This is a genomic window from Flavobacterium sp. 83, from assembly GCF_000744835.1.
GTDB lineage: Bacteria > Bacteroidota > Bacteroidia > Flavobacteriales > Flavobacteriaceae > Flavobacterium.
In genome coordinates this window covers 1,038,669-1,065,043 of the sequence record NZ_JQMS01000001.1, presented here as the reverse complement: position 1 = coordinate 1,065,043, position 26,375 = coordinate 1,038,669, and the positions used below count along the sequence as shown (strand labels likewise).

General features: G+C 33.4%; 21 protein-coding genes. 6 read left to right on the top strand and 15 right to left on the bottom strand.

Annotated elements, in window-relative coordinates:
* Positions 1-46: 46 nt before the first annotated feature.
* Positions 47-1,696 (bottom strand): DUF6377 domain-containing protein, encoded by a 1,650-nt coding sequence (locus T410_RS04655; RefSeq protein ID WP_035669052.1) that lies wholly within the window; start codon positions 1,694-1,696, stop codon positions 47-49.
* 376 nt (positions 1,697-2,072) lie between these two features.
* Between T410_RS04655 and T410_RS04650 the strand changes: the two genes are divergently transcribed.
* Entirely contained in the window at positions 2,073-4,400 is a 2,328-nt protein-coding gene (locus tag T410_RS04650) for a glycoside hydrolase family 3 N-terminal domain-containing protein (RefSeq protein ID WP_035669050.1), read from the top strand.
* Positions 4,401-4,470: 70 nt separating this feature from the next.
* Here the strand turns inward: T410_RS04650 and T410_RS16675 are convergent.
* Both T410_RS16675 and T410_RS04635 read right to left on the bottom strand, forming a co-directional pair.
* Positions 4,471-5,822 (bottom strand): IS3 family transposase gene (locus T410_RS16675; RefSeq protein WP_369793010.1). Its coding sequence is split into 2 segments (ribosomal slippage): positions 4,471-5,360 and positions 5,360-5,822, totalling 1,353 coding nucleotides; the frame shifts between segments, so codons are not numbered across the junction.
* Positions 5,823-5,899: 77 nt separating this feature from the next.
* Positions 5,900-8,542 carry a glucosidase gene (locus T410_RS04635; RefSeq protein WP_035669049.1) on the bottom strand — a complete coding sequence of 881 codons (2,643 nt, stop codon included), beginning with the start codon at positions 8,540-8,542 and terminating at the stop codon, positions 5,900-5,902.
* A 337-nt stretch (positions 8,543-8,879) separates the two neighbouring features.
* Between T410_RS04635 and T410_RS04630 the strand changes: the two genes are divergently transcribed.
* The 5 genes from T410_RS04630 (at position 8,880) to T410_RS04610 (ending at position 14,611) form a co-directional block, all read left to right on the top strand.
* Positions 8,880-9,902 (top strand): hypothetical protein, encoded by a 1,023-nt coding sequence (locus T410_RS04630; protein ID WP_035669047.1) that lies wholly within the window; start codon positions 8,880-8,882, stop codon positions 9,900-9,902.
* 14 nt (positions 9,903-9,916) lie between these two features.
* Positions 9,917-10,759, top strand: coding sequence for a polysaccharide deacetylase family protein (locus T410_RS04625; RefSeq protein ID WP_035669045.1), 843 nt, complete (start codon positions 9,917-9,919; stop codon positions 10,757-10,759).
* A gap of 459 nt (positions 10,760-11,218) precedes the next feature.
* Entirely contained in the window at positions 11,219-12,655 is a 1,437-nt protein-coding gene (locus tag T410_RS04620; protein ID WP_035669044.1) for a circularly permuted type 2 ATP-grasp protein, read from the top strand.
* 42 nt (positions 12,656-12,697) lie between these two features.
* A complete protein-coding gene (locus T410_RS04615) occupies positions 12,698-13,645 on the top strand; it encodes an alpha-E domain-containing protein (RefSeq protein ID WP_035669043.1) in 948 nt (315 codons plus the stop codon).
* Between the two features lie 12 nt (positions 13,646-13,657).
* A complete protein-coding gene (locus T410_RS04610; RefSeq protein ID WP_035669042.1) occupies positions 13,658-14,611 on the top strand; it encodes a transglutaminase family protein in 954 nt (317 codons plus the stop codon).
* 96 nt (positions 14,612-14,707) lie between these two features.
* On the opposite strand, the gene T410_RS04605 is transcribed toward T410_RS04610, so the two are convergent.
* From T410_RS04605 to atpA, 12 genes are all read right to left on the bottom strand, one after another.
* On the bottom strand, positions 14,708-15,982 hold the full coding sequence (locus tag T410_RS04605) for a murein hydrolase activator EnvC (RefSeq protein ID WP_238567342.1): 1,275 nt from the start codon (positions 15,980-15,982) through the stop codon (positions 14,708-14,710).
* A gap of 60 nt (positions 15,983-16,042) precedes the next feature.
* Complete coding sequence (locus T410_RS04600; RefSeq protein WP_035669040.1) at positions 16,043-16,816, bottom strand: DUF4292 domain-containing protein; 774 nt, start codon at positions 16,814-16,816, stop codon at positions 16,043-16,045.
* Positions 16,816-18,165 (bottom strand): lipopolysaccharide assembly protein LapB, encoded by a 1,350-nt coding sequence (locus T410_RS04595; protein WP_035669038.1) that lies wholly within the window; start codon positions 18,163-18,165, stop codon positions 16,816-16,818. Before T410_RS04595 ends, T410_RS04600 begins: the two co-directional genes overlap by 1 nt.
* A gap of 36 nt (positions 18,166-18,201) precedes the next feature.
* The gene (locus tag T410_RS04590) at positions 18,202-19,212 is read right to left on the bottom strand and encodes a sugar phosphate nucleotidyltransferase (RefSeq protein ID WP_035669036.1); all 1,011 of its coding nucleotides are present in this window, start codon (positions 19,210-19,212) and stop codon (positions 18,202-18,204) included.
* A 157-nt stretch (positions 19,213-19,369) separates the two neighbouring features.
* On the bottom strand, positions 19,370-19,933 hold the full coding sequence (locus tag T410_RS04585) for an STM3941 family protein (protein ID WP_035669034.1): 564 nt from the start codon (positions 19,931-19,933) through the stop codon (positions 19,370-19,372).
* Between the two features lie 40 nt (positions 19,934-19,973).
* On the bottom strand, positions 19,974-20,408 hold the full coding sequence (gene dut / locus T410_RS04580; protein WP_035669032.1) for a dUTP diphosphatase: 435 nt from the start codon (positions 20,406-20,408) through the stop codon (positions 19,974-19,976).
* A gap of 161 nt (positions 20,409-20,569) precedes the next feature.
* The gene (locus tag T410_RS04575) at positions 20,570-22,036 is read right to left on the bottom strand and encodes a lipopolysaccharide biosynthesis protein (RefSeq protein ID WP_035669030.1); all 1,467 of its coding nucleotides are present in this window, start codon (positions 22,034-22,036) and stop codon (positions 20,570-20,572) included.
* A gap of 38 nt (positions 22,037-22,074) precedes the next feature.
* A complete protein-coding gene (locus T410_RS04570) occupies positions 22,075-22,572 on the bottom strand; it encodes a hypothetical protein (RefSeq protein ID WP_035669028.1) in 498 nt (165 codons plus the stop codon).
* Positions 22,573-22,583: 11 nt separating this feature from the next.
* Positions 22,584-23,027 (bottom strand): N-acetyltransferase, encoded by a 444-nt coding sequence (locus T410_RS04565; protein WP_035669026.1) that lies wholly within the window; start codon positions 23,025-23,027, stop codon positions 22,584-22,586.
* Between the two features lie 119 nt (positions 23,028-23,146).
* Positions 23,147-23,569, bottom strand: coding sequence for a DUF547 domain-containing protein (locus tag T410_RS04560; protein ID WP_035669025.1), 423 nt, complete (start codon positions 23,567-23,569; stop codon positions 23,147-23,149).
* 281 nt (positions 23,570-23,850) lie between these two features.
* Positions 23,851-24,711, bottom strand: a complete 861-nt coding sequence (atpG, locus tag T410_RS04555) for an ATP synthase F1 subunit gamma (RefSeq protein WP_035669023.1) — start codon at positions 24,709-24,711, stop codon at positions 23,851-23,853.
* 85 nt (positions 24,712-24,796) lie between these two features.
* A complete protein-coding gene (atpA, locus tag T410_RS04550) occupies positions 24,797-26,374 on the bottom strand; it encodes a F0F1 ATP synthase subunit alpha (protein WP_035669021.1) in 1,578 nt (525 codons plus the stop codon).
* Position 26,375 lies beyond the last annotated feature (1 nt).

Below are 26,375 nucleotides of genomic sequence, written 5' to 3'. Positions count from 1 at the left end.
TGCAATAAAGACTGCTTTTCAACAAGTACGAATAAGGTAATGGGTTTTATTTTTTGTCGGATGATCCAATTAAAAGGACTTTTGATTCAAATTCTTCCCTTGGCCCTACTGATTTGTTTCTTATTTGAGAACGATAATTATAAATCGTCGACACCGAATACCTTAAAAATTCTGCGATTTTTGTACTGTCTTTAATACCCAAACGAATGAGCGCAAAAATCCTTAACTCCGTGTTTAGAAGTTCGTTTTGTTTCAAGTGAAGCACTTCTTTGTCTACTAACAATTTCGAAAACTCAGCAATGAAATTGGGGAATAATTGTAAAAAGGTTTGGTCAAAATTGGTATAAAATTCTTTTAATTCCTTCTCAATAGCAGTATTGGACTTCACTGCTTTTACAAGTTCATTCATTTTTCCTGCAGTAGCCATTACATTCAATTTTCGTCTGTATTCCTCCTGTTTTGCAATGTAATCAGAACATTGATCCATATAGCGGCCAATATAAATTTCTTTCAACAAACTCGCTTCGGCAAGGGTTGCATTCGTTTCATTTAACCTTTCATTGATTTCGTTTAATTCTTTATTCAATACTGACAGTTTTGTATTGGCTAGACTTATTTCTTTTTGGGCATTTGCTAATTTTTTCATTTGCTTAAAAAGCAGCATCAAAACGACTAATAAAAATAAGGATAAGATACTGGCACAAATTAGAAAAATGATGAGTTGCGTTCTATTGGTTTCATTTTTATTTTCATAAGCCTCATTGATAATGGGTAACATTTTTGATATTTCATAGGTTCTCAATTTGGCATTACAAAAAAGAGCATCTTCTAATGATCTTTTGGTGTATTTATAGGCTCTATCTACATCACCTTGCTCATATAGGATGAACGCCAGTTTACGCAAAGAAATATTTTCTTTTTTTACCAATTGTAAATCTGATATTGCAGAGACAATCAACCATTTTTCTTCCTGTTCTTTGTCTTTTTTCAAGCGATAGCCTTCCGAAATAATATAAGCGATAACGGCTCTGTTCGGATCCTGTTTTGCTGTTTTTGAAAAAAATCCCTGCAGCAATGCTATTGCTTGATTCGCATGCCCATGTTCCAATAATTGGTCTGATTTGGCAATACCGAATGCTATGGATTTTGGCGGAAAATAAAGCATTGCCGAATCTCTGTATTTTTTCGTCAACGCACCATATTCCTTTTTTTCTTGACTGGAAGCGCCATAATCATTCAAATAACCATAGATAATCCGATTTGTCCAATAATAGGTTCCCTTTAAATTTGGCGTCAATTTGATGTTTATTGTTTCCAAAAGATCAAGGGATTCCTTGTACATTCCTAATGTTCCCATTATCGCGGAAACGTTTAATTTAGCTTCGTTAACTTTGTCAGGATTTTTTAATTTTTGAGAAATCAGCAGGCTCTTTCGAGCGTATATTAATGCGGAATCGGACTGGTATGCTTTATACTGAACATACAATTTTCCATAAAGTTCGAATTTTTTCGGGTCTGTTGCAGTAGAATGTAAAAGCCCTTTAAGTTTATTTATATCGGTCTCTTTTCGATTTAAATACAACTCATATTCATTGACGGCATTATCCAGTTCTTTTAATAGCAGTACGTTTTTAACTTGACCAAAAAGAAAAATGGGCAATATCAATGCGATAAGTAAAGCTGAAAATTTATTCATTTTGGGTTGATTAAAATGAAGTAAAAATAACTAAAAAACCAGTTTAACAGAATATTTGTTGTCAAATACTCCTTTTTGAAACTGCTTTTTGTAATACTAGATTTTTTGTTTGTGGCATTCTTTAAAACAGTACTTTTATTTTGCACAAAGTATTCTAAAATGTTTATTTTTAATTAGTTCTGAACGTTTTTCAAAAAAAATATTTTTGTTTCATTGTGTTGATTTGACACATTATTTATTATATTTGAAATCGTTTTCGTGAATTAGGCACAAACTGCAAGTAATTTCATTAAAATTCACAACTGTAAAAAATAATATATAAAAACATTAATCTTTATAATTAATCTATTAACTGACCAAATACAACAACCAAAATATGAAAAGAAAAAGAATATTAGCTGCGTTAATTTTACTTGTTGGAACGCAAACGTATGCCCAAAAAAGATGGACTGAAATTCCTAAAGGCTCTCACACTATTGTTCAAAATAAAGGAGGCCAAACATTAGGGTATTCACCCAAATCAGGAGTTAAAATAATACAAGTAGGAGGTTTAGCTTTTAAAGATTTGAACAAAAATGGAAAGCTGGATATTTATGAAGATTGGAGAAAGCCGGTAGCAGAACGAGCCAAAGATCTAGCTAGTAAAATGACAGTGGCGCAAATGGCCGGATTAATGTTGTATAGTAGACATCAATCTGTTCCAGCCCAGGAAGCAGGAATGTTTACCGGAACCTATAATGAAAAACCATTTTCCAAAAGTGGTGCAAATGCATCGGATTTGTCCGATCAGCAAATTGCATTTTTAACCAATGATAATTTGCGTCATGTGTTAATGACTTCGGTTAAAAGCCCAGTAATTGCAGCAGAATGGAATAACAACATACAAGCATTAGTGGAAGGAATTGGAATGGGAATCCCATCTAATAATAGTTCTGACCCAAGAAATGGAGCCAATAAAGATTCTGAATACAATGCAGGATCAGGTGGTTCCATATCACAATGGCCTGAGGAATTAGGATTGGCCGCAACATTTGACCCAGCTATTACAGAAAAATTCGGGTCTATTGCAGCTAAGGAATATAGGGCTTTAGGAATTACTACAGCCTTATCTCCACAAATTGATTTAGCGACAGAACCAAGATGGAATCGTTTTGTAGGCACTTTTGGCGAAGACCCAAAATTAGCCACAGATATGGCTAGAGCCTATGTAGATGGATTTCAAACCTCAGCCAAATCTATTGATGTGTATGATGGATGGGGAAATCAAAGTGTCAACGCAATGGTAAAACACTGGCCAAGTGGAGGACCTGAAGAAGGAGGTCGTGATGGACATTTCGCCTATGGAAAATTTGCAGTGTACCCAGGAAATAACTTTGAAACTCATTTAAAAACCTTTTTAGAAGGCGCTTTTAAATTGAAAGGAAAAACTAAAAAAGCATCAGCAGTTATGCCGTATTACACTATCTCCTATAATCAGGATAAAAAATACGGTGAGAATGTTGGAAACGGATTTAGCAAGTACATCGTTACTGATTTATTGAGAAACAAATATGGTTATGACGGAGTGGTGTGTACCGATTGGCTAATAACTGCAAATGAAGGAGCCACACCTGATGTCTTTGCCGGAAAATCATGGGGAGTTGAAAAATTAAGTGTCGCCGAAAGACATTATAAAGTTATGATGGCCGGCGTGGATCAATTTGGCGGAAATAATGACATCAAACCTGTACTTGAAGCCTACCAAATGGGAGTAAAAGAACACGGAGAAAGTTTTATGCGCAATCGTTTTGAGCGATCAGCAGTTCGTTTACTTTTGAATATTTTCAGAGTCGGATTATTCGAAAACTCTTATTTAGATGTTAATGAAACCAAAGCAATTGTAGGTAAACCTGAATTTATGAAAGCCGGTTATGACACCCAATTGAAATCTATTGTGTTGATTAAAAATCAAAACAAAACTTTGCCAATTGCAAAAGGAAAGACCGTCTATATCCCGAAAAGAGTTACTCCTGCAGGAATCAACTTTTTTGGTCAACCTTCTCCTGAAAAAATTGAATATCCTATTAATTTAGAATTGATTAAAAAATATTATACCGTAACGGATGATCCTACAAAAGCTGATTTTGCTATCGTATTTATCAAAAGTCCTATCAGCGGCGGATATAGCAAAGCGGATAGAGAAGCAGGCGGAAATGGTTATGTGCCAATTAGTTTACAATTAAAAGAGTATACCGCAGTAGATGCGAGAGCGCAAAGTATTGCTGCCGGAGACCCTGTGGTTGATCCAACGATTACAAACAGATCGTATTTGAATAAAACGTCTAAATCAAATTCGTATCCTGATTTAAATACGATTCTTGAAACTAAAAAAGCGATGAATGGAAAACCGGTTTTAGTATCGGTAAATATTACTAACCCAATGGTTTTTGGAGAGTTCGAGAAAGAGGTTGATGCAATCGTTGGTGAATTTGGTGTACAAGTAGAAGCCTTAATGGATATTATTTCTGGAAAAACGGAGCCTTCTGGATTGTTGCCTTTACAAATGCCATTGAACATGTCTACTGTTGAAAAACAAATGGAAGACGTTCCTCACGACATGACTCCTTATGTAGATGCAACCGGAAATGTGTATGATTTTGGATTCGGATTAAACTGGAAAGGGATAATCAAAGATGCCAGAACTGAAAAATACAGCATCAAGTAGTAAGTAATTAAACCGCACAAAAAAAGACCATCATTATAGACTGCACCCAAAAGTTTAGACAAATTTATAATTAATTTTGATAATAATGAGCTCGATATTGTATCGGGCTCATTTTGTTTAAATTCGACTTGATTCTATCTTTATTGTAATATTTTATATATTCATTTATTTCCTTTTTTAATTGGTCTAATGATGTGTATTTTTTAAGATAAAACAGTTCAGATTTTAATATTCCAAAGAAGTTTTCAATTATAGCATTGTCTAAACAATTTCCTTTTCTTGACATACTTTGTACAATTCCTTTTTCTTTCAGCAAATACTGATATTGTTTCATTTGATATTGCCAGCCTTGATCTGAATGCAGTGTTAGATTAGTGTTATTAGGTATTTTTTTAAATGCTTTTTTGAGCATTATAACTACTTGATTAAACACTGGGCGTTCTGTTAGTTCGTAACTGATTATTTCTTGATTAAATAAATCAATAATAGGCGATAGATACAATTTTTGACCCGAGACATTAAACTCGGTTATATCGGTTGCCCATTTTTGATTTGGTGCAACTGCTTTGAAATTTCTTTTTAGAACATTTGGTGCAATTTTACCTTGTTCGCCTTTATATGATTTATATTTCTTTAATCTAATAAGACTTTTTAATCCCAGTAATTTCATTAATCTAAAAACTGTTTTATGATTGATAATCATTGCTCTATTTTGGAGTTCATCGGTTATTCTTCTGTAACCATAGCGCCCTTTATGGCTTTGATAAATGGCTTTAATTAACTCTTTGATTTCTTTGTATTTATCAGGTAATTTATTCTGCTTTTGATGATAATAAAAACTACTACGTGCCATTTTTGTTAAATCTAGAAGTAATTCTAAATCAAATTTATGCCTTAACTCCATTATGGCTTGGGATTTCTCCTGGCTTGAATTAAGGCTTGTAACTTTTTTAGCAATTCATTCTCACAACGAAGTCTTTCGTTCTCTTTTAAGAGTTCTTCCTCTCTTGTTAAAGGTTTGTCTGATTTACGTTTTTTACGCTTATAATCACTCATAGATATTGGTCTGCCTTTAAGTTTTGGTTTTAATCCTTCAATACCAAAATTAGCAAAATCTTTCTTCCATTTTACAATAGTAGATTCTGATGGAATATTAAACAACAAACATGCTTTACTTAAAGATAGATGTTCTTCTGATAACGATTTTAAAACTTTCATTTTAAAATCAATGGAATAGATCCTGTTTTTAGATGGCAATAATCCTTTGCCTCCATAGTTATTGTACAATCTAACCCATTTTTGTAGTTGCGATTTCGAAAATCCCTTTTGCTTTGAAACGGAACAACAAGACTGATGTTCGTTTAAAACCTCCTGTACACATTCAAGTTTAAATGTGTAACCATACTTAACTTTTCTTTCCATAAAAAATGCCCCAAATAGTGTCTAACTTTTTGGGGCATGTCCAATTTGGGGCTTTTTTTTAATAAATACATTATTTCTTATTTCACATACAACTGTCTAATAATTTCTGAAATCAGCCCAGTCCATCCTGTTTGGTGATTGGCGCCTAATCCTTTCCCAGTATCTCCATCAAAGTATTCAAAAAATAAGTGATTTTTATTGAAAACGGGGTCTTTTTGAAACTTCTCGTATTCGCCATACATTGGTATTTTCTCGTTCTCATCCGGAATAAATAGAGATAATAATCGCTTAGAAACTCCCTCAGCAGCTTGTTTTATATTCATCATTTGCCCTGAGTTAGTAGGGAATTCAACTTCATAGTCGTTGCCATAATAACTCGAGAATTTTTCTAAAGAGTCTAAAATTAAATAATTCATAGGAAACCAAATAGGACCTCTCCAGTTTGAATTTCCGCCAAACATATCCCCCGTAGCCTCGGCTGGTGTATAATCTACTTGCACCGTTCCTCCTTCATAATTAAATTTATAAGGATGCTCTTTATGATATTTGGACAACGAACGAATTCCAAAATCGGATAAAAACTCTGTTTCATCAAACATTCGTTTCATGATCATTTTCATTCGATGCCCACGAAGAATGGATAGCAAACGGGTTTCACCTTTTCCTGGATGATACCAACTCGAGATTAAACTTGCTAAATCCGGGCGGTTATTCAATACCCATTCGACACGACGTTTAAAATCCGGTAGTTTTTCTAACAAATCAGCATTTAAAACTTCAACAGCAAATAAAGGAATTAATCCCACCATCGAACGTACTTTCAAAAGTTCAGCATCACCATTTTCTTTGTGAAGCATGTCATAATAAAACTGGTCATCTTCATCCCAAAGATTTAACTTATCACCTCCAATAGCCTGCATAGCACCTGCAATATGCAAAAAGTGCTCAAAGAATTTAGAAGCCATATCCTGATATACAGGGTTTTCAAGAGAGATTTCACAGGCAATACGCAACATATTTAAGCTATACATCGCCATCCAGCCTGTTCCATCAGCTTGCTCTAAATGCCCGCCGGTTGGCAAGGCTGCTGAACGGTCAAAAACTCCAATATTATCCATTCCGAGGAATCCGCCCCCAAAAATATTATTTCCTCCTTCGTCTTTCAAATTTACCCACCAAGTGAAATTTAACAACAGTTTATGGAAAATACGTTCCAAGAAAACAATGTCTCCTTTCCCTCCGTTCATTTCCTTGTCAATTTCATATACCTTCCAAGTTGCCCAAGCATGCACTGGAGGATTTACATCCGAAAATGACCATTCGTAGGCTGGAATTTGACCATTTGGATGCATGTAATATTCCCTCAAGATCACTGACAATTGTCTTTTTGCAAAATCAGGATCAAGACGAGCCAAAGGCAATGTATGAAATGCTAAATCCCATGCGGCAAACCAAGGATATTCCCATTTATCCGGCATCGAGAGGATATTCGAAGTATACAAATGTTTCCAAGAACTGTTTCGGCCATTCTTTCTGTTCAAATCAGGTTTTGGCATGGATGGATCTCCTTTTATCCATTCAAAAACATTATAATAATACCATTGTTTTGTCCAAAGCATCCCTGCATACGCCTGGCGTTGCACAGACCTTAATTTTTCTTCTTCAATTCCTTTTTGAAGACTAGCATAGAATTCATCGGCTTCAAGAAGTCGTTTTTCAAAAATAGTATCAAAATCAGCAAAAGCATCACTCGGAGTTTGATTCGTAAACCGCATGCGATAAACCTTTTTCCCATTGGCAGGAATTATATCGTCATATTTTACCGAAGCTTTTGTACCAATATGATTTGGATTTACAGCTTCTTTTCGTTTATTGACAACATAATCATTTATACCATCTTTGGTATATTGTGTGAGATTAGGAGAATTGTATAGTCTTTCAAAATTTGTTTCATTGTCGCAGAATAAAATTTCTTTTGCGTTTTCAGCATATAATTTAAAATGTCCAACCAAACGATGGCTTACTTCAATAATAGAGTTTCCAATACCGTTTAATATTGGTTTATGACTATATTTTTCATATCCCCAACACCATGTATTCCTAAACCAAAGAGTTGGCAAAACCGTCAAAGGCGCAGCAACATTTGATCTGTTTTCTACTGTAACTTTAATTAATATATCCTGTTCATCGGCTTTTGCATATTCAATAGAAATATCAAAATAAGCATCTTTATCAAAGATACCTGTATCCAGTAATTCATATTCTGGTTGAAGACGGGTTCGTTTTTTGCTTTCGTGGACTAGTTTTTCATAAGGAAAAGCAGCTTGAGGATACTTGTAAAGCATTTTTTGATACGAATGAGTGGGCGTAGAATCTTGATAGAAATATAATTCTTTAACATCTTCACCATGGTTCGATTCATTTCCGGTCAGACCAAAAAATCGTTCTTTTAAAATATGGTCTTTGTGATTCCAAAATGCAAATGCAAAACAAATATGTTGTTTGTTGTCAGAAATCCCACCAATACCTTCTTCTCCCCATCGATATGCTTTTGATCGCGCCATATCGTGGGTAATATTATTCCAGGCGTCACCGTTCTGTGAGTAATCTTCCCTAACTGTTCCCCATTGTCTTTCTGTTAAATAGGGGCCCCACTTTTTCCAACCTTTATTATCTTTCCTTAATTTTAACCGCGCTCGTTCTGGATCTATTTCTAACATACCACTTTAATTAATTTCTAATTCGCAATTTATATAAATACTGTTTAAAAACAACTAATTATTCTTTAAAAATCCTATAATGTAACTATTAATAAACTATTTTTTAATCATTTTAATTTAATTTATGCAGTGTACTTCGCATAAAAAAGAATTTAACACGTTTTAACCTAAAATAAATTTACATAACAATATAATATTATTATTAAAATCAAAACAACTCAAATTCTACATCTTAATCCGTGAATTATGTAAAAAATAGAGTCTTTAGGTCATATTATAATTGACAAGCCACACTCAAAATACTTTATATTTGCATGGAACTAAACACCGTTTATTTATGAAAAAGCCAGCTCTCGCATTACTTATACTTCCCTTTTTATTTTTTGTGTCCAGTTGTAATCGCGGTAAAGCCGCTGATACAATAACCGGAGAAGAAAAAACAGTAGCAAAACCAGATACTTTAGTCAAAAAAGTAGCTCTTACAATTGACACTGTTGATTATAATAAAAGAATGTTAGCCTTGAGCAATAATGACACTACGGGAAAATGGCCAGTTAAAGCCCCTTATCCATTACCGGGAGCACTTTTGCCATACAATAGAATTATTGCCTATTATGGAAATTTATATTCCAAAAGAATGGGGATTTTAGGGGAACTTCCCAGAAATGAAATGATTAAAAAACTACAAGGTGAAGTAGCCAAATGGCAGGCAGTAGATCCTTCAGTGAAAACAATTCCGGCTTTGCATTATATTGCTATCACTGCACAAGGCGCACCCGGAAAAGACAACAAACACAGAATGCGTATGCCTTTTAAACAAATCGATACGATTTTAAGTTGGGCTAAACCTATTGATGCTTTGGTATTTCTAGATATTCAAGTGGGGCATAGCAATGTAAAAGACGAAGTGACAACATTAGAAAAATACCTTTCAATGCCTAATGTTCATTTAGGAATTGATCCTGAATTTTCTTTGAAAAATGGTGAAATCCCAGGTTCTAAAATTGGAACTTTCAATGCTAATGATATCAATGATGCCGTTACTATTTTGGCAAATATCGTGAGGAAAAACAAACTGACTCCAAAAATATTGGTCGTTCACCGTTTTACGCAAGGAATGGTAAAAAATTATAAGGACATAAAAACAGTACCTGAGGTTCAAATTGTAATGGATATGGATGGTTTTGGCGACAAAGTCTTAAAAAAAGACAGCTACATGAGTTATATTTATAGAGAGCCTGTTCAATTTACTGGGTTTAAATTGTTTTATAAAAATGACATTAGAAAAAATTGGGTAATGTACACTCCTGCAGAGTTGATGAAATTCACTCCTAAACCAATCTATATTCAATACCAATAATTCGCTATTCAATTATGAAAAATATCTTATTTTCAGTTTCTCTAGGTTTATCTTTATTGATTAGTTGTAACTCTAAACCAACTAAAATAGAAAAGGAGACAACTGAAGTTAATACGCCTGTTAAAAAAATTACTCCTAAAAAAGAAATGGCTGACTTAGCAACCATTCTTTCCAAAAAAGAAGTACCTATATTATGTTATCATAATATCAAGGAGCTTAGTGCCAATGCCGGTGAAATGACAAAAACCTATACCGTAACTCCAGCTAATTTTGCACAGCAAATGAAAGCGTTGTCTGACGAAGGATATCATAGCATTTTACCCGATCAATTGTATGAATATTTAGTTCATGATGCCCCATTACCAGCAAATCCTATCATGATTACATTTGATGATACACGAGGTGAGCAATATAGTTTAGGTGCAACCGAAATGAAAAAATACGGCTTCAAAGGAGTATTCTTTGTAATGACCGTTTCCATCAACCGTCCTAATTATTTGACAAAAGAGCAAATTAAAAGCTTATCTGACAGTGGAAATACAGTTGCTGCTCATACTTGGGATCATCATATGGTGACTAAATATGCAGGAGAAGACTGGGAAACTCAATTGGTAAAACCTAAAAAGAAACTGGAAGACATTATTGGCAAACCAGTGACTTATTTTGCATATCCTTTTGGTTTATGGAATAAGGAAGCTATTCCTCAAATAAAAAAGAGTGGCTATCAAATGGCTTTTATCTTATCAACCAAAAGAGATTCAATTGATCCGCTATATACAATAAGACGTATTATTGTGGCTGGTCAATGGTCAACTCCAAGTGTAATGAAAGCTATAAAATCTTCTTTTAATAAATAATCAAAAACGGTTATTCAACAAAATAAACCCTACTCCCAGTTATTAAATCTCATTAATAACTGGGATTTTTCATTTGGTTGCAATTAAAAACTGCGTTCAATTTACACCCTAAAATTGACTCTTCTTTTTCGCAAACAGAAACTACTTTTTTCTGTTTTTATTTTCACACCCTCCCTTTTACAAACTATACATTCATTTTTTTTTAAAACAAACCCTCATGTCCTATATTTAATGGGGTTTATCAATCAAAAAATATTCATTCTACTGCGAAATCAAAAAAAACGACATTACAAAATAGAATAATTATCAAAAAACAATTGCCAAAAAAAGAATGTTGCAAAAATTATTAAATAGTTACTCAATCGTCATTTTTATAAAAATTAAATTGATATTTTAGCCTTAACGATGCGTTTTTTACAATAAAATGCAACATAGTTTAATTTTTTAACAAAATATGTTATGGTGAAATTGATGCCTAATTTAAACCCAAATGGTTGGGACGAGATGTTTTCTAATGAGGGAGTTCGGGAATCTTACCGTCAAGTATTACAAACATTACAAAGTTTAAATCACGAAAAACTGAACGATAAACATCGGCAAGCTTCTGATTTCTTCATGAATCAAGGAATAACTTTTACCGTTTACAGTGATGACAATCAAGGAATTGAAAGAATATTCCCTTTTGATATTATTCCCAGAATCATTACCCAACAAGACTGGAACGAAGTAGAATCCGGAATAAAACAAAGGCTAAAAGCACTCAATTTATTTTTGGAAGACATCTATAACGAGCAGCTTATTATAAAAGAAGGAATAATTCCAGCTGCATTAATAGCCTCTTGTCCGCACTATATACAAGAAGTTCATGGAATTAAATTACCTCACGATATTCATGTGCATATTGCAGGAATAGATTTAATTCGGGGAGCAAAAGGAGAGTTTTATGTACTGGAAGACAATTTGCGTTGTCCTAGCGGAGTAAGTTACATGCTTGAAAACAGAGAAATAACCAAACGTATTTTTCCGGAAATGCTTACCTCCAATCATGTGAGTATGGTAAGTAATTATCCGATGATTTTTCATAATATTCTGGTTTCACTGTCTCCAAGAAATATCGCTAACCCAAACGTAGTCTTATTAACACCTGGAGTTTACAACTCGGCGTATTATGAACATACTTTTTTAGCCAGACAAATGGGAATTCCTTTGGTCGAAGGGAGAGATTTAGTAGTAAACAACAATAAAGTTTATATGAAAACTACTTCAGGGCTTCATCAGGTAGATGTAATTTACAGACGCTTGGATGACGAATATCTTGACCCTTTAGTTTTCAAACCAGATAGTACGCTGGGCGTTCCAGGACTTATTAGTGCTTACAAACATGGAAATGTAGCTTTAGTAAATGCGGTAGGAAACGGTGTCGCCGATGATAAAGCGGTATACGCTTATGTACCGGATATGATAAAATATTACATGAACGAAGAGCCAATCCTGAAAAATGTACCAACCTACAGAATGGAGAATCTAGATGAAAGAGAAATGGTTTTTGCTAATATGGAAAACATGGTTATCAAGGAAACCAACCAAAGTGGCGGCTATGGAATGATTATGGGAAATAAAGCAACCCAAGAAGAATTAGATAATGCAAAAATTGCCATTGCTGGTAATCCACGTAATTTCATTGCACAACCCATCATCCAACTCAGCACTGTGCCTTGCCTTATTGATGGAGAACTAAAACTACGTCATGTAGATTTAAGACCTTATGCTTTGTGTGGTCCCAATGGCGTAAAAATAGTTCCTGGTGGACTGACTCGTGTTGCCCTTACCGAAGGCTCATTAGTCGTTAATTCTTCTCAAGGGGGAGGAAGCAAAGATACTTGGATAGTAAAATAAATTAAAGGTCTAATAGGTTATACCTTTTAAAAAACAAACAACATGAAAGCAAATATGCTAAGCCGAGTTGCACACGGAATGTTTTGGCTCAACCGATACATGGAAAGAACAGATGGAATGTTACTTACCCTAAACACCTTTTATATATTGTCATTTGACACGGAAACGAATGATGCTAAAGGTTACAAACCTTTATTGGATTACTATACTGATTTACCCATAAAACAAATAAATGAAGTACAATATGACACAAATTATGTTCTAAAGTATATCATTTGCGATAGTCAAAACCAGAATTCAGTAAAGAATCTCGTTAACAAAGCACGAGAAAATGCAAGAGGTTCTCAAGATAAAATTACAAAAGAACTTTGGGAACATATCAATTCTTTGTATCACTTCATGAATTCACCCGATTTACCAAAAAAATTAGAAACTTCTGATGCGAGTAATATTATCTCAAAACTCAATAAAGATTTCTTACTTTATAATGGAATTCTTCAGGTGACAATGCCTAGAGGATTGGGTTGGTGTTTTTCAAGTATTGGTAAACATATAGAAAGATGTCTGCAAACTATCTCCCTAACCCAAGCCTACTACGCCCCTATTCAATACAATCTAGATGGAGATGAAGATTTATTATATTGGAGAAGATTATTACTTTCTCTTTCTGGCTACGAATTCTATTTAAAAAGCTACAGTAATATTCCTCACAATCGCAAAGTAGTGCAGCACGTTATCTTCAATAGAGATTTTGCCCATTCCGTAATTTACACTTTAGAATTAATAGACACCTATTTGAACAACTTGTTTAAAGACAATAATTTGAGTGAAGCTAGAACATTGCACAATCAATTTGGAAGACTTAAAAGTTCTATAGAATTTACAGATTATCATAATCTTACCAATAAGGAATTAGAAGACGTACTTAACAATACAAGAACAAAATTAATACAGTTTTCGACAGATTTTTCTAAATTATTTTTCTCTTAAACGTAATATAAAATGGCAATTTTCAAAATAGTTCACATCACAAAATACCAATACAATTGGCCCATAAAAGAAAGTATAAATGAAATTCGTTTATTCCCGCACCATTTTGACAACCAAGATGTACTTCAATACCAACTTTTAATTACGAATAATCCGGTAGTGGAAATCTCTCAGGATTACTTCGGAAATCGTGTTGGTAACTTTAATACTTTGGAAGCTCACACTGAAATGACTATAGAATCTCAAATGGTGGTACGTGTAAATCATTCGCTGAAAATACCAGAAATAGATGATATTAAGGTAATGGATTTGGCAAAAGAAAAAGAGAAAAGCATTCTTTTACTTCGGCTTTGTTATCCAGAAATCATCAAAAAGCAAAATGAAATCCTTGCAATTCTGGATGAAATAAACTGTGTTGACAAACCCATTATAGAAATTGCGCAACAATGCAATGAATATATTTTCAACAATTTTAAGTACACTAAAGGAATCACCACTATTGAAACCACTATCGATGAAATTTTAGAAATTAGAAAAGGTGTTTGCCAAGACTTTGCACATTTACTATTACAACTCTTACGTACGGCAGGAATACCATCGCGCTATGTGAGCGGATACATTTGCCCTAACGAAAGCGGCCTAAGGGGAGAAGGCGCAACACACGCCTGGGTAGAAATTTACACGCCAACACAAGGCTGGCTTGGTCTAGATCCTACAAATAACATCTGGACAATGGACAATCACGTAAAACTTTCAGTAGGTCGTAATTTCTATGATTGTACCTTAGTAAAAGGAACTTTCAAAGGACTTTCCAGACAAACACTTTCCGTATCCGTTTCAATTGGCTACGAAGACGGAAGACAATTTGAAGATATAAATGATGTACAACTCGAAGAAGTTTCTATAGAACTCCAAGAACAATTGGATCATATTGAGCAACTGCAGCAAAAACAACAGCAACAATAATCACGTTGTTTGGCACAAAAAAAAGCGAATCAAATTATTTGATTCGCTTTTTTAGCTAAATATAAGAACTGAAACTACTTCGATTCCAATCCATTATTACATATTATACAACCAACTTTGAGGATTGTTATACGTAGTGTTTTGAAGAATTAAAAATTTGATTATCGTTTTACCATCACTATTTGTCCTTACTTTTCCTAGGCTTTGTTTTGTACTTACTTTATCTCCTTTATTGACAAACACAGAACTTAAATTTTGATATACCGTAAAGAAATCCCCGTGCTGCACCATCACTGCTTTATTTATTGGAGACAAAACAATAACGCTGGTTACTTCGCCCCCAAAAACGGCTCTTGCACTAGACCCAGCATCAGTTGTAATCTCCACTCCACTATTATGAATAACTAAGGTTTTATAAACAGGATGCGCCTGATCTCCATATCCTAATGACACAAATCCTTTTTCTACAGGCCAAGGCAACTTCCCTCTGTTGGCTCTAAAGTTATCAGCAATTAATTTGGTTTCTGCTGTTAGTTCTATTTTTGATGAAGAAACTGAAGACGTAGAAACAATTTCTTTAGCTCTTGTTTTTATTTCGGATTTAGTTTCTGTTTTTGATGCGGCCAGCGATTCCGCTTTTGCTTTTTCCATTGCCCTTTCCATCGCCGCTTTTCTATTGGCTTCAGCAATTGCCTGACGAATTAATCGATCAATTTGCCTGTCAATTTGTCTCGACTCTTGCTGTTTTTTCTTGATTTCAGCAAGAATCTTGCTTTTATCTTTCTTAATGGATTGGACTAATTTTTCTTGCTCTTGTCTTTCTTTTTCTAGTGACAAACGTTCTTTTTCATTTTCAGCAATAAGTTTTTGTTTGGCAGTTTTTTGTACATTTAGCTTTCCATTATAAACGACAAGTTCTCCCGTTTTCGTCTTTATTTCTTCGCCTTGCATTTTTCTGTAATTCGTATACTGCTTCATATACTGAGCTCTTTTATACGCTTGTAAGAAATTCTCCGACGATAATAAGAACATTGCTCTGCTTTCCTCTGAACGGCTTTTATAGGACTTTACAATCATCTCAGCATAATCCTCCTTTAGGATTACCAGTTCTTTTTTGAGTTTATTAATTTTTATCTGATTAATATACATGTCATTCCCCAAAAGCTTCTTTTGCTTTTCAGTAGTATTGATCAGTTTTTCTTTAAGCTTTATCTTATTGCTTTGAATAACAATTACATTTACAGCCGTTTTTTCTTTTTTCTTTACGGTTTGTAATAGCTTTTCATTTTCGCGAATTTCTTTTTGAATCTGGGCTTTTCGTTCTTCTAATTTTTCTTGTTGTGTTTCCTGACTCCATAGTAATGAAGTCATACTTATAAAAATTAGGCTTAGGAGAAATTTTGGCATCTTAAAAAAATATTTTTTGCAAATTTACTTAATTATAATTCTTTTGTACCCATTTGGAACACTATAAGGAAAAGAAAGTTCCTCATTGAAGGTTATTGTGTTATAATCTAAATTAATTTCTGTTTTCCCTTTCTTTTGAAACGTATTTATGGAAACATTTGACGGCAATGTGGCTTCATTGTACACCTTGTTATCTGAATAAGCAACTTGTATCATTCTATCTTCAGCGGTTTGTTTTATTTCCTGTCTTTTGACCAAGAATTTATCCGCATCAAAAAAGAACGATTTTCTAGTATTTCCATTAGAAACGTCATCCAATCTATAGGTTTGTTCCACTAATGATTCCGTATATTTTCCTTTATTCAAATCATCAATAGCATCACCAAGCAACATATTTTGAATTTTAGTGAAATCTAAATCAGTTCCTAGCCATTGACTCAATCCGCTGAAATCCCCTTCAAAATAACTACCGTTTATTTTTTCATAATAACTCACTGCTGTTGGTGTAATCAATGCTTTGGCCATTGTAATTCCCAAAAACCGAATACTAATCAAGATTTGTTCGTCTTTCTTGATTTTTATCTCGGCAGTAACATTCTGAGTTTGTTTCTCATCAGCATATCTTGCATTAGACTTAATATATAATGTAGAAAAATTGTTTTTATTGTTGTAATGATTTTCTATTATTTTATCAGCAGTAAGACCCTTTGATTTTATAGTTGCTTCAGCTACAATAGCTTTAGATTTACAGGAAGCCATAAAGAATGCAAGTACTAGTAATATTGAAAATTTTTTCATTATTTTTTTTGTTTTAATAATTCGTTGGCTTTGGAGAAATACACTTCTTTTTTCTTGAAATCGCCTAAACCGTTATATGCCTCTCCAAGCTGGATATTGAAATTTGTTTCTAATGTTATATCGTCTATCAAATAATCCATACCCATTTCCAGAATTGTTACTGCATTTTTATAGTGTTGCAATTGGTTATTTGCCAAACCGGAATAATAATAAAACTGTGGTTGCGTAGGAAATGTTTCAATCATTGTCATGGCTTTTTTAGCAACCAAATCAAACTGTTTTACTTCGGTATACGCTTGAAGCAAAAGCAAATTCGTTTCAATATCTTCGGTCGAACCATTTTTCAAAGCACGTTCATAAAACGGAATGGCTTTGTCCCATTGCTTTTTACTATGATAATATTTTCCAATTTCTTTGGCTACATCAACTGTTGCATCAGTATCAAAATAGGCAATGGCTTTTTCTAAATCAGGAGTATATTGCGGATTTTTATCCACAAAAATCAAGAATTCATTCAGCATTCTGTGTTTAATCTTTGAATCTATTTTGGCACTGGCCAAAGAAACATTCATCGCATTGATTGCTTTTGGAGCGTCATTGTTATCCAAATAAACTTTAAATAAACTCACTTGCGCCCATTCAGAATTTGGAATTGCCGCCGCTAACTTTTTGGTTATTTCAAATGCTTTCTCCGTTTCATTATTCTTGGAATACAAATTAATCAAAGCAATATAATTGGATTCTTCTTTTGGACTTTTACCGATTTGTTCTATTAAATTAGACTCTTCAACATCTTGAAATTTCCCTTCCGATAAAATCTGCATTTTATATAATTCCCTTCTTTCTGATTTTCCAAAAGTGGCATTCAATTCATTAATGAGATCAAGCGCTTTATCATATTGCTTGGTTCCCATATAAAGCGATGTCAAATCTTCTTTATACTTCTCATCAAATGGAATTAATTTATTGATGGCAATCAGCGCTTGATTGTAATTACTGGTTTCATAACTCACATCATACATTCCCACCCAAAACCATCTGTTTTTTGGATCAATTTGCGTAGCGTGTTCGAATGCACTGTAGGCATTTCCATAATCCTTTGAAGCCAAATAGTTTTTTCCTAATTCGAAATAGACTGTAGCATTATTGGGTTGAAGTTTTGCACATTGCTCCAAAGCTTTAATCGCCTTGTCATAATTTTCAATCCCCTTTTGAAGCAACGCTTCATAAAAAAATTCCTGAAACTGATCTTTATCCTGCTTAATTTCTTCCGGTTCAGTTTGTGCCAATAGCAACGTTGAATTGCATTGCAAAACCAAAAACAGAAATATAAAAGCCCCTTTTTTCATTGAATGTTTCTTGCTATTCCTTCATTTTGGGTGCAATTACTCTAACACTGAATAATCCCCAATACTGATGCTTGTAAAATTACCGTCAAAACTGGCGTGATTCCCTATCATAGCATTATCCAAATTCGCATTTTTAATATGGGAGTGGGTTTGTACCAAACTATTTTTTATAGTACTGTTTGAGACATGACATCCATTTCCTAGTGACACATTAGGCCCAACAGTTGCATTAATCAAAACTACATCTTCCCCAATATAACAGGGCGGGATAATTGTTGAATTTTCTAACTTAACGTCAAAGTCTACTAAATGTATTCCATCGTTATGCAAGAACCCTAACATTCTGGAATTCGTTTCCACCGTAACATCTTTGTTTCCACAGTCCATCCACTCATCTACTTTACCGGGAACAAATACCATACCTTTTGCCATCATTTGTTTTATTCCATCGTTTATTTGATATTCTCCGCCGTGAATAATATTATTGTCTAATACTAATTGAAGTTCATTTTTTAAAACGGCAACATCTTTGAAATAGTAAATTCCTATAACAGCAAGGTCCGAAACAAATTCCTTAGGCTTCTCAACCAGTTCGACTATTTCATTTGCTTCGTTTAAGTTTATCACCCCAAAAGCCTCTGGATGATCTACTTGTTTTACCCAAATTACACTATCGGCATTTTGATCTAAATCGAAATCGGCACGAATTAAAGTATCGGCATAAGCAATAACAGCTGGTCCACTCAAAGAATCTTTGGCACACATAATGGCATGACCCGTTCCAAGTGCCTCGTTTTGGTAATAAATTGTCCCTTTAGCACCTAACTTTTGAGCAATTGCGATTAAATCCTCTTCTACTTTTGCTCCAAAACTTTCATGAATGATAAAGGCAATTTCTTCAATATCTTGATTCAAAACCGCTGCAATATCTTCGACCAAACGGTGTACAATAGGTTTGCCTGCAATAGGAATTAATGGTTTAGGAATAGTTAATGTATGTGGTCTTAATCTGGAACCTCGCCCAGCCATTGGTACTATTATTTTCATATTGTTATTTTTTTAACCGCAAAGTTTGCAGAAAATGCTGCAAACTTTACGAAGATTTTTTTATATTATTTTTAGCCACAGATTAAACGGATTCCCATGGATTTTTTGAGTATTTAATCTGCTAACTGCGCCTGAAGATGAACCAAAATTACATCAACTATAAACCGTTGTCAGGCATTTTTTTTAGATGTTCATTTAAAATCGCTAATAGTTTTTTATGATTAATATTTAGACAATTAGTTTGTATTACATATTGTGAATTCGCAATTTTTATATCAAATTTCAATAGTAATTTGTAAAACCAAGAATCACTATATTTTTTTGTTGGTTTTTTCATTTCAATACAAATCTGTCTATTGTTGGCAATTCCTCTATAACTAGTAGTTATTACAAAAAACGATTTAATCCCTTCAAAATTTATATTTATTTGTTTTGTTAAAATATTATAAATAATGATTTCGTTTGTAGTAACAGTAAGAAGTGGTTTTGTTCTTATTAAATATAAAATTGAAATTATTATTCCAAATACGAATATACTATACCCAAATAATAACATTATACTTTTAAAAGGTTTTAATTCAAAATTAAAAATGTTTTTATATAAAAATATTCCACAAAATACTAGAAGTGAAGATACTAACAATAGAAAAAACGCCTTTATTTTACTTGAATAAAAGTGTAAATCGGTTGATTTAAATTTCGATGTATTATTTTCTATCATGTTCTTTCAAAATGTTGCCTAACATTCCACTAATTAAATATTATTTCACTCCCGTACTTCCAAAACCGCCCTCGCCTCTCGAAGTTTCAGTTAATTCCTGCACCTCAATCCACTCTGCACGTTCGTGTTTTGCAATGATGAGTTGTGCGATGCGTTCCCCATTTTCGATAACGAAATCTTCATTGCTTAAATTTACTAAAATCACTCCTATTTCGCCTCGATAATCAGCATCAACTGTTCCGGGAGAATTGAGGACTGTAATTCCTTTTTTGGCAGCCAAACCACTTCTTGGACGAACCTGTGCTTCGTAACCTATAGGTAATTCTATGAAAAGACCCGTTTTTACAATGGCTCTTTCCAGTGGTTTTAGGGTTATTGATTCTGTTAAGTTTGCTCTTAAATCCATTCCTGCCGAAGCTATAGTTTCATAGTTTGGCAAAGCATGTTGCGATTTATTGATAATTTTTATAGTCATTGTTATTTATTTAGAAGGAAAGGGACAAGTCGCGACTTCTCCGTAAATATTATTTTGGGATATAGCCCTGATTGAAGCGGCATCCTTTTCTTTTTTTCTTTAAAAAAGAAAAGATATAGCAAAAAGCAGGAAATAGCTCCAAAAAAAAATCAAATTAAATTCTAATTGTTTTTTCGGTTCAAAATTCGGGTTAACATTTCTTTTTCGTTGTAATATATGAAATACATAAAGGCGAGTAATAGTGGAATTCCAACAAAATAATTTTCTCTAAAACCATAGAAAGAAATAGCCGAAAATCCTATTGAAAGACCTAGATATCCCCCAATTTTCTTGGCATCATATGGTATTGGATAATATTTATTCCCCAAATAATAAGAAATAAACATCATGCTTCCATAAGCAGCAATTGTTGCAATTGCTGAACCATAATAACTCATCGTTGGAATAAGCAGGTAATTCAACACCAATGTTATTATTGCTCCAACAATGGAGATATAAGCCCCAATATAGGTTTTATCGATGAGTTTGTACCATACCGAAAGATTCGTATAAATTCCTAGGAAAAAATTAGCTAGAATAATAAGCGGAACGACTTTCATGGCTTCCCAATAGGATGCATCCCGAATCATAAGCTGTTTTAAAATATCGGCAAAAACGATTACTCCCAATAAAATAAAAGAACCAAAAATGACAAAATATTTAGTCACTGTCGCATAGGTTTGCGGTGCATTAGCATTAGAAGCATGGCTAAAGAAAAAGGGTTCTATTCCTAAAGTATAGGCCGTTCTATACAACACCATAAATAAACCCAGTTTATAGCAGGCTGAATATACTCCAACTTCAGCTTCAGCAATATTTACCGGTAATAATTTCCCTAATAGAATTTTGTCGAACTGTTCATTAATGGCAAATGCAATTCCGGCCACCATTATAGGCAATCCGTAACGCATCATTCGTTTCCAAAGAGCAGCATCAAATTTCCATTTTAGCAAAATATAATCTGGTGACAGCACTACAAATGTCAATAAACTAGCGATAATATTAGCTAAAAAGATATAACCAATCTGGAAGTTTTCAATGTATAAAGAACCTAAAAAACCATCGGGATTTGATTGCGCTATTTTAGGTAGAAAAAGTAAAAGGAAAACGCTCAATGAAAGATTAATTAAAACATTTCCAATTTTGATTGCGGCATACACCATCGGTTTTTGGTAGGCTCTCAATTTTGAAAACGGAATAATCACCAACGCATCCAATGCTAAAATCCAAATGGTATAGGTGATGTACTGTGTATCTATTCCTGACCATTGTGACAAGGTATTTCGATATAAAAGCCCAATAAACAGGAAAGAAATGGAGGTCCAAAAAATTGAAACCATTGTGGTTTCTACAACAGATTTCTTGTTGGTTTCATTATTATAAAATCTAAAAAAAGCGGTCTCCATTCCGTAAGCAAGAATAACATTGAAAAAAATCATCCAGGCGAAAATTATGGAAACTTTTCCATACTCGGCTTTTGGCAATAAATCAGTATAAAGTGGAACTAATAAGAAACTGAACATTCTAGGTATAACAGTAGCTAGTCCGTAAATGGCTGTTTGTTTGAAAAGGCTTTTATATAATCCCAAAATGATTTATTTGTTTATATTTAATAAAACAAAAATAACTAATTCTTTGGTTTATTTATCGATGGATAGGCAATAGTTGGATTTTCTTTGGGATTCATTATTTTAAAAAATAAGGTTTTTTTATTTTCCGTATATTCTAATAAAGCTACATTTGGTTTTAAATCGAATTTAGGTTTTATCATGATTGGTGCTTTATTACCATATTCTTTTAGGGAATCACTGTCCAGGATTAAATCATGATTGATATTCTTTTGGTAAAAATGTGCCACAAATTTATTTTTGGTAATTTCTTGAAGAGTTGCTTCCTGGTTTCTAAAATAGATTTTTTCTAAGCTAATTTCTTTATTAAGGGGATTTTTGAATTCAATATAAAAATCCGTTCCGCTACCGGTTCCTTCCTGCCCACCAATCCATTTCTGAAAATAAACTGATTTGATTTCTTGTGGAAATTGCGTTTGAAGTTCCTGTTTCATTCCACAAAAGGTCAAACTGATTGCAAGTATAAAAAAAAGTAACGTTCTTTTATATCGTTTCATCTTTTGACGATTTAACTTAATCCTTCTTCGTTTAAAATTTTAAGAAAATGAAATCCCTTTGGGACATATCCTTGGTTGTAATAAAAGCGGTGTGCCGTAAAATTTCCCGTAAAAGCATCCAAAACAATCATAGTACAGCCTGTTTGTTTTGCTTTTGTATCTATATAATCGGTCATCATTTTCCCCAAACCCTTGGAGCGATGTTCGGGATGAACGATAAAATTATCAATCTCAATATATTTTCCTGACCAGAGTTTTGTTCCCGACCAAAATCCTGAAACAGCCACACAAACTTCATTTTCAAATACAGCAACTTGCTTGTAATTATGTGGAATCATTTCAACCAAATACGATTCGTATTTTTCTAAAGTAAATGTGGGATACAAAAAACGCATTACCTCAATATTAACAAGCATTTCGTCTAAACTGGACAGTTCTCTAATTTCTAATTTCATCGTTCCTACAATTATTTTGAGGTACAAAATTAGAAAAACAAATGCTTACTTAAACATCAATAAATATTAAAAATTACCAATAAATATTAAAAATTACCAATAATTTCTTAAAGATTATTTTAAATATCCATTAATGCATTACTATCCAAACGAAGATGTAAATTTACATCTACTTGATTGATAGCTATATTTTTAATAAATTTAGAATAAAATGGATCATAAATATAAATAGAACCTATTTTAAATTTATACCTTTTTAGGATTCCATATTCAACATCATTTAATGACAACCGATTTCGGGCAATTTTAATTCGCTTTTGTTTAAAAAGTTTTTTTTGTTGTTTAGTCTCATTTGCAAGTATAAGAACATATGCATTATATATATTTATCCAAAACGCTTTCCTTAAATCATCAGTAATTAAGTTTACTTCTAAGTTCTTTTGTTTTACATAAAAAAGTTCCCTCCGCAATGAGACAGAATCCTCATTTATTTGAGCCTTTAATAAAATTTTTTCAGATAATGTAATTAAGTAATTTTTCAAAACAGTAAATTTAAGTTTAACAAGTAAATTAGGGGGGTAAACAAAAGTAGCACTTATTCCATTTTTACAGCACCAACAATTGTTAATTATATTTGTTGAAAATTAAATTAATGTAAACTATATCGTAATAGGTGTTAATTTATAACGGATGTAAATTATAAACATAAAACACCACTTATTACCCACAAAAAATTCGGTCTATTCCAGCTCTACAAAATAGTTGAAACAAAAAAAGCCACGCATAATGCGTGGCTCCATAATATATTTGAATCAATAATTTATTATCCATTCAATGCTTCAGCACCACCAACGATCTCTAAGATCTCATTAGTAATAGAAGCTTGACGTGCTTTATTATAAGTCAATTTCAATTGATTTCTCAATTCAGTTGCGTTATCAGTTGCTTTATGCATCGCAGTCATACGCGCTCCATGCTCTGAAGCAAATGAATCACGAATTCCTTTATACAATTGTGTTTTTAATGATTTTGGAATCAAAGTCAACACGATTTCTTCTTTTGAAGGTTCAAAGATGTAATCGCCAGTTGAAACTGCAAGATCTGATTTTATTGGTGCTAATGGCAAAAATTGTTCAGTTTGAACGATTTGTGTCGCAGCATTTTTAAATTGATTGTAAATCAACTCAATCTTATCGTATTCTCCAGAAACGAATTTCTCCGTTAATAAGTCTGCAATTTTAGCCACATTGTCGAAAGTCAAATCATCAAAAATAGCGCTTTGATTATCCACAATTGAAAGTGATTTACTCAAAACATCATTACCTTTTTTACCAATAGCAAAAATATCAACTTGTTTTCCGGCATAAAACTCTGAACGGCTTTTAGCTTCTTTGATAACATTCGTATTAAATGCTCCACACAAACCTCTATTTGAAGTTATGGCTACCACTAAAACTTTTTTTATCTCACGTTGAGTCGTAAACTCACCACCTGCATCACCTTCAAGTGTAGCAGAAAGATTTTGCAATAATTCCGTTAATTTTTCGGCATAAGGGCGCATTGCTGTGATTGCATCTTGTGCTTTCTTTAGCTTTGCTGCAGAAACCATTTTCATTGCCGATGTAATTTGCATCGTAGATGAAACGGAAGTAATTCTATTACGGATTTCCTTTAAATTTGCCATTGTTTTGTAAGTATTAAGTAGTAATTGTTAAGTAATAAGTAATAAAGAAAACCTTACTACTTACTACTTAAAATTTAAAACTTTTTTAGTTATATTTTGCTGATAATTCTTTTGCTACAGTTTCGATTACATCTGTAATTTCGTCTGTTAATTTTCCTGCTTTCAAAGCATCAAGAGTTGCTCTGTGTTTGTTGTTCAAGAATTCCAAGAAATCCTTCTCAAATTCTCTTACTTTATTCACAGGAACATTTCTCAATAAGTTTTTAGAACCAGCATAGATAATCGCAACTTGATCTTCAACAGTATAAGGATCGTTCAAACCTTGTTTCAAGATTTCAACGTTTCTTTTTCCTTTTTCAATTACGTTTAAAGTAACTGCATCAAGATCAGAACCAAATTTAGCAAACGCTTCCAATTCACGGAATTGTGCTTGATCTAGTTTTAATGTTCCAGCTACTTTTTTCATTGATTTAATTTGTGCATTTCCTCCAACACGAGATACCGAGATACCTACGTTAATTGCTGGACGAACCCCAGAGTTAAACAAATCTCCATCAAGGAAAATTTGACCATCTGTAATCGAAATTACGTTTGTTGGGATATAAGCAGAAACGTCACCAGCTTGAGTTTCAATAATTGGTAAAGCAGTCAATGAACCACCACCTTTTACAATTGATTTCAATGAATCTGGTAAGTCGTTCATGTCTTTAGCAATTCCATCATCTGCAATTACTTTACAAGCACGCTCTAATAATCTACTGTGAAGGTAGAAAACGTCTCCAGGATATGCTTCACGTCCCGGTGGTCTTCTTAATAAAAGAGAAACCTCACGGTAAGCAACAGCTTGTTTAGATAAATCATCATAAACAATTAAAGCCGGACGACCTGAATCTCTAAAATATTCTCCAATTGCAGCACCTGCGAAAGGAGCATAAACTTGCATTGGAGCTGGATCAGAAGCGTTAGCAGCAACAATAATGGTATAAGCCATTGCTCCTTTTTCTTCTAACATTTTAGCAATTCCTGCTACAGTTGACGCTTTTTGTCCAATTGCAACATATATACAGAATACAGGTTTTCCTGCATCGTAAAATTCTTTTTGATTTAAGATAGTATCGATACAAACAGTTGATTTACCTGTTTGACGGTCACCAATAACTAGCTCACGTTGTCCACGACCTACTGGAATCATTGCATCTACTGCTTTAATACCTGTTTGTAATGGCTCAGTAACTGGTTGACGGAAGATAACTCCAGGAGCTTTTCTTTCCAAAGGCATCTCGTATAAGTCTCCACCAATTGGTCCTTTTCCATCAATTGGAAAACCAAGAGTGTTTACTACACGACCTACCATTTGTTCTCCTACTTTAAGAGAAGCAATACGTTGTGTTCTTTTTGCAGTTGAACCTTCTTTGATTCCTGTAGATGGTCCTAAAAGTACCACACCCACATTGTCTTCTTCAAGATTCAAAACAATAGCTTCTAATCCATTGTCAAATTCAACTAATTCTCCGTATTGAACATTCGAAAGCCCGTAAACACGAGCAATACCATCTCCAACTTGAAGTACTGTTCCTACTTCTTCTAGTGTAGCACCAGATTCAAAACCTTCTACTTGCTTTCTTAATATTGCTGAAATTTCAGCAGGTTTGATTTCCGCCATC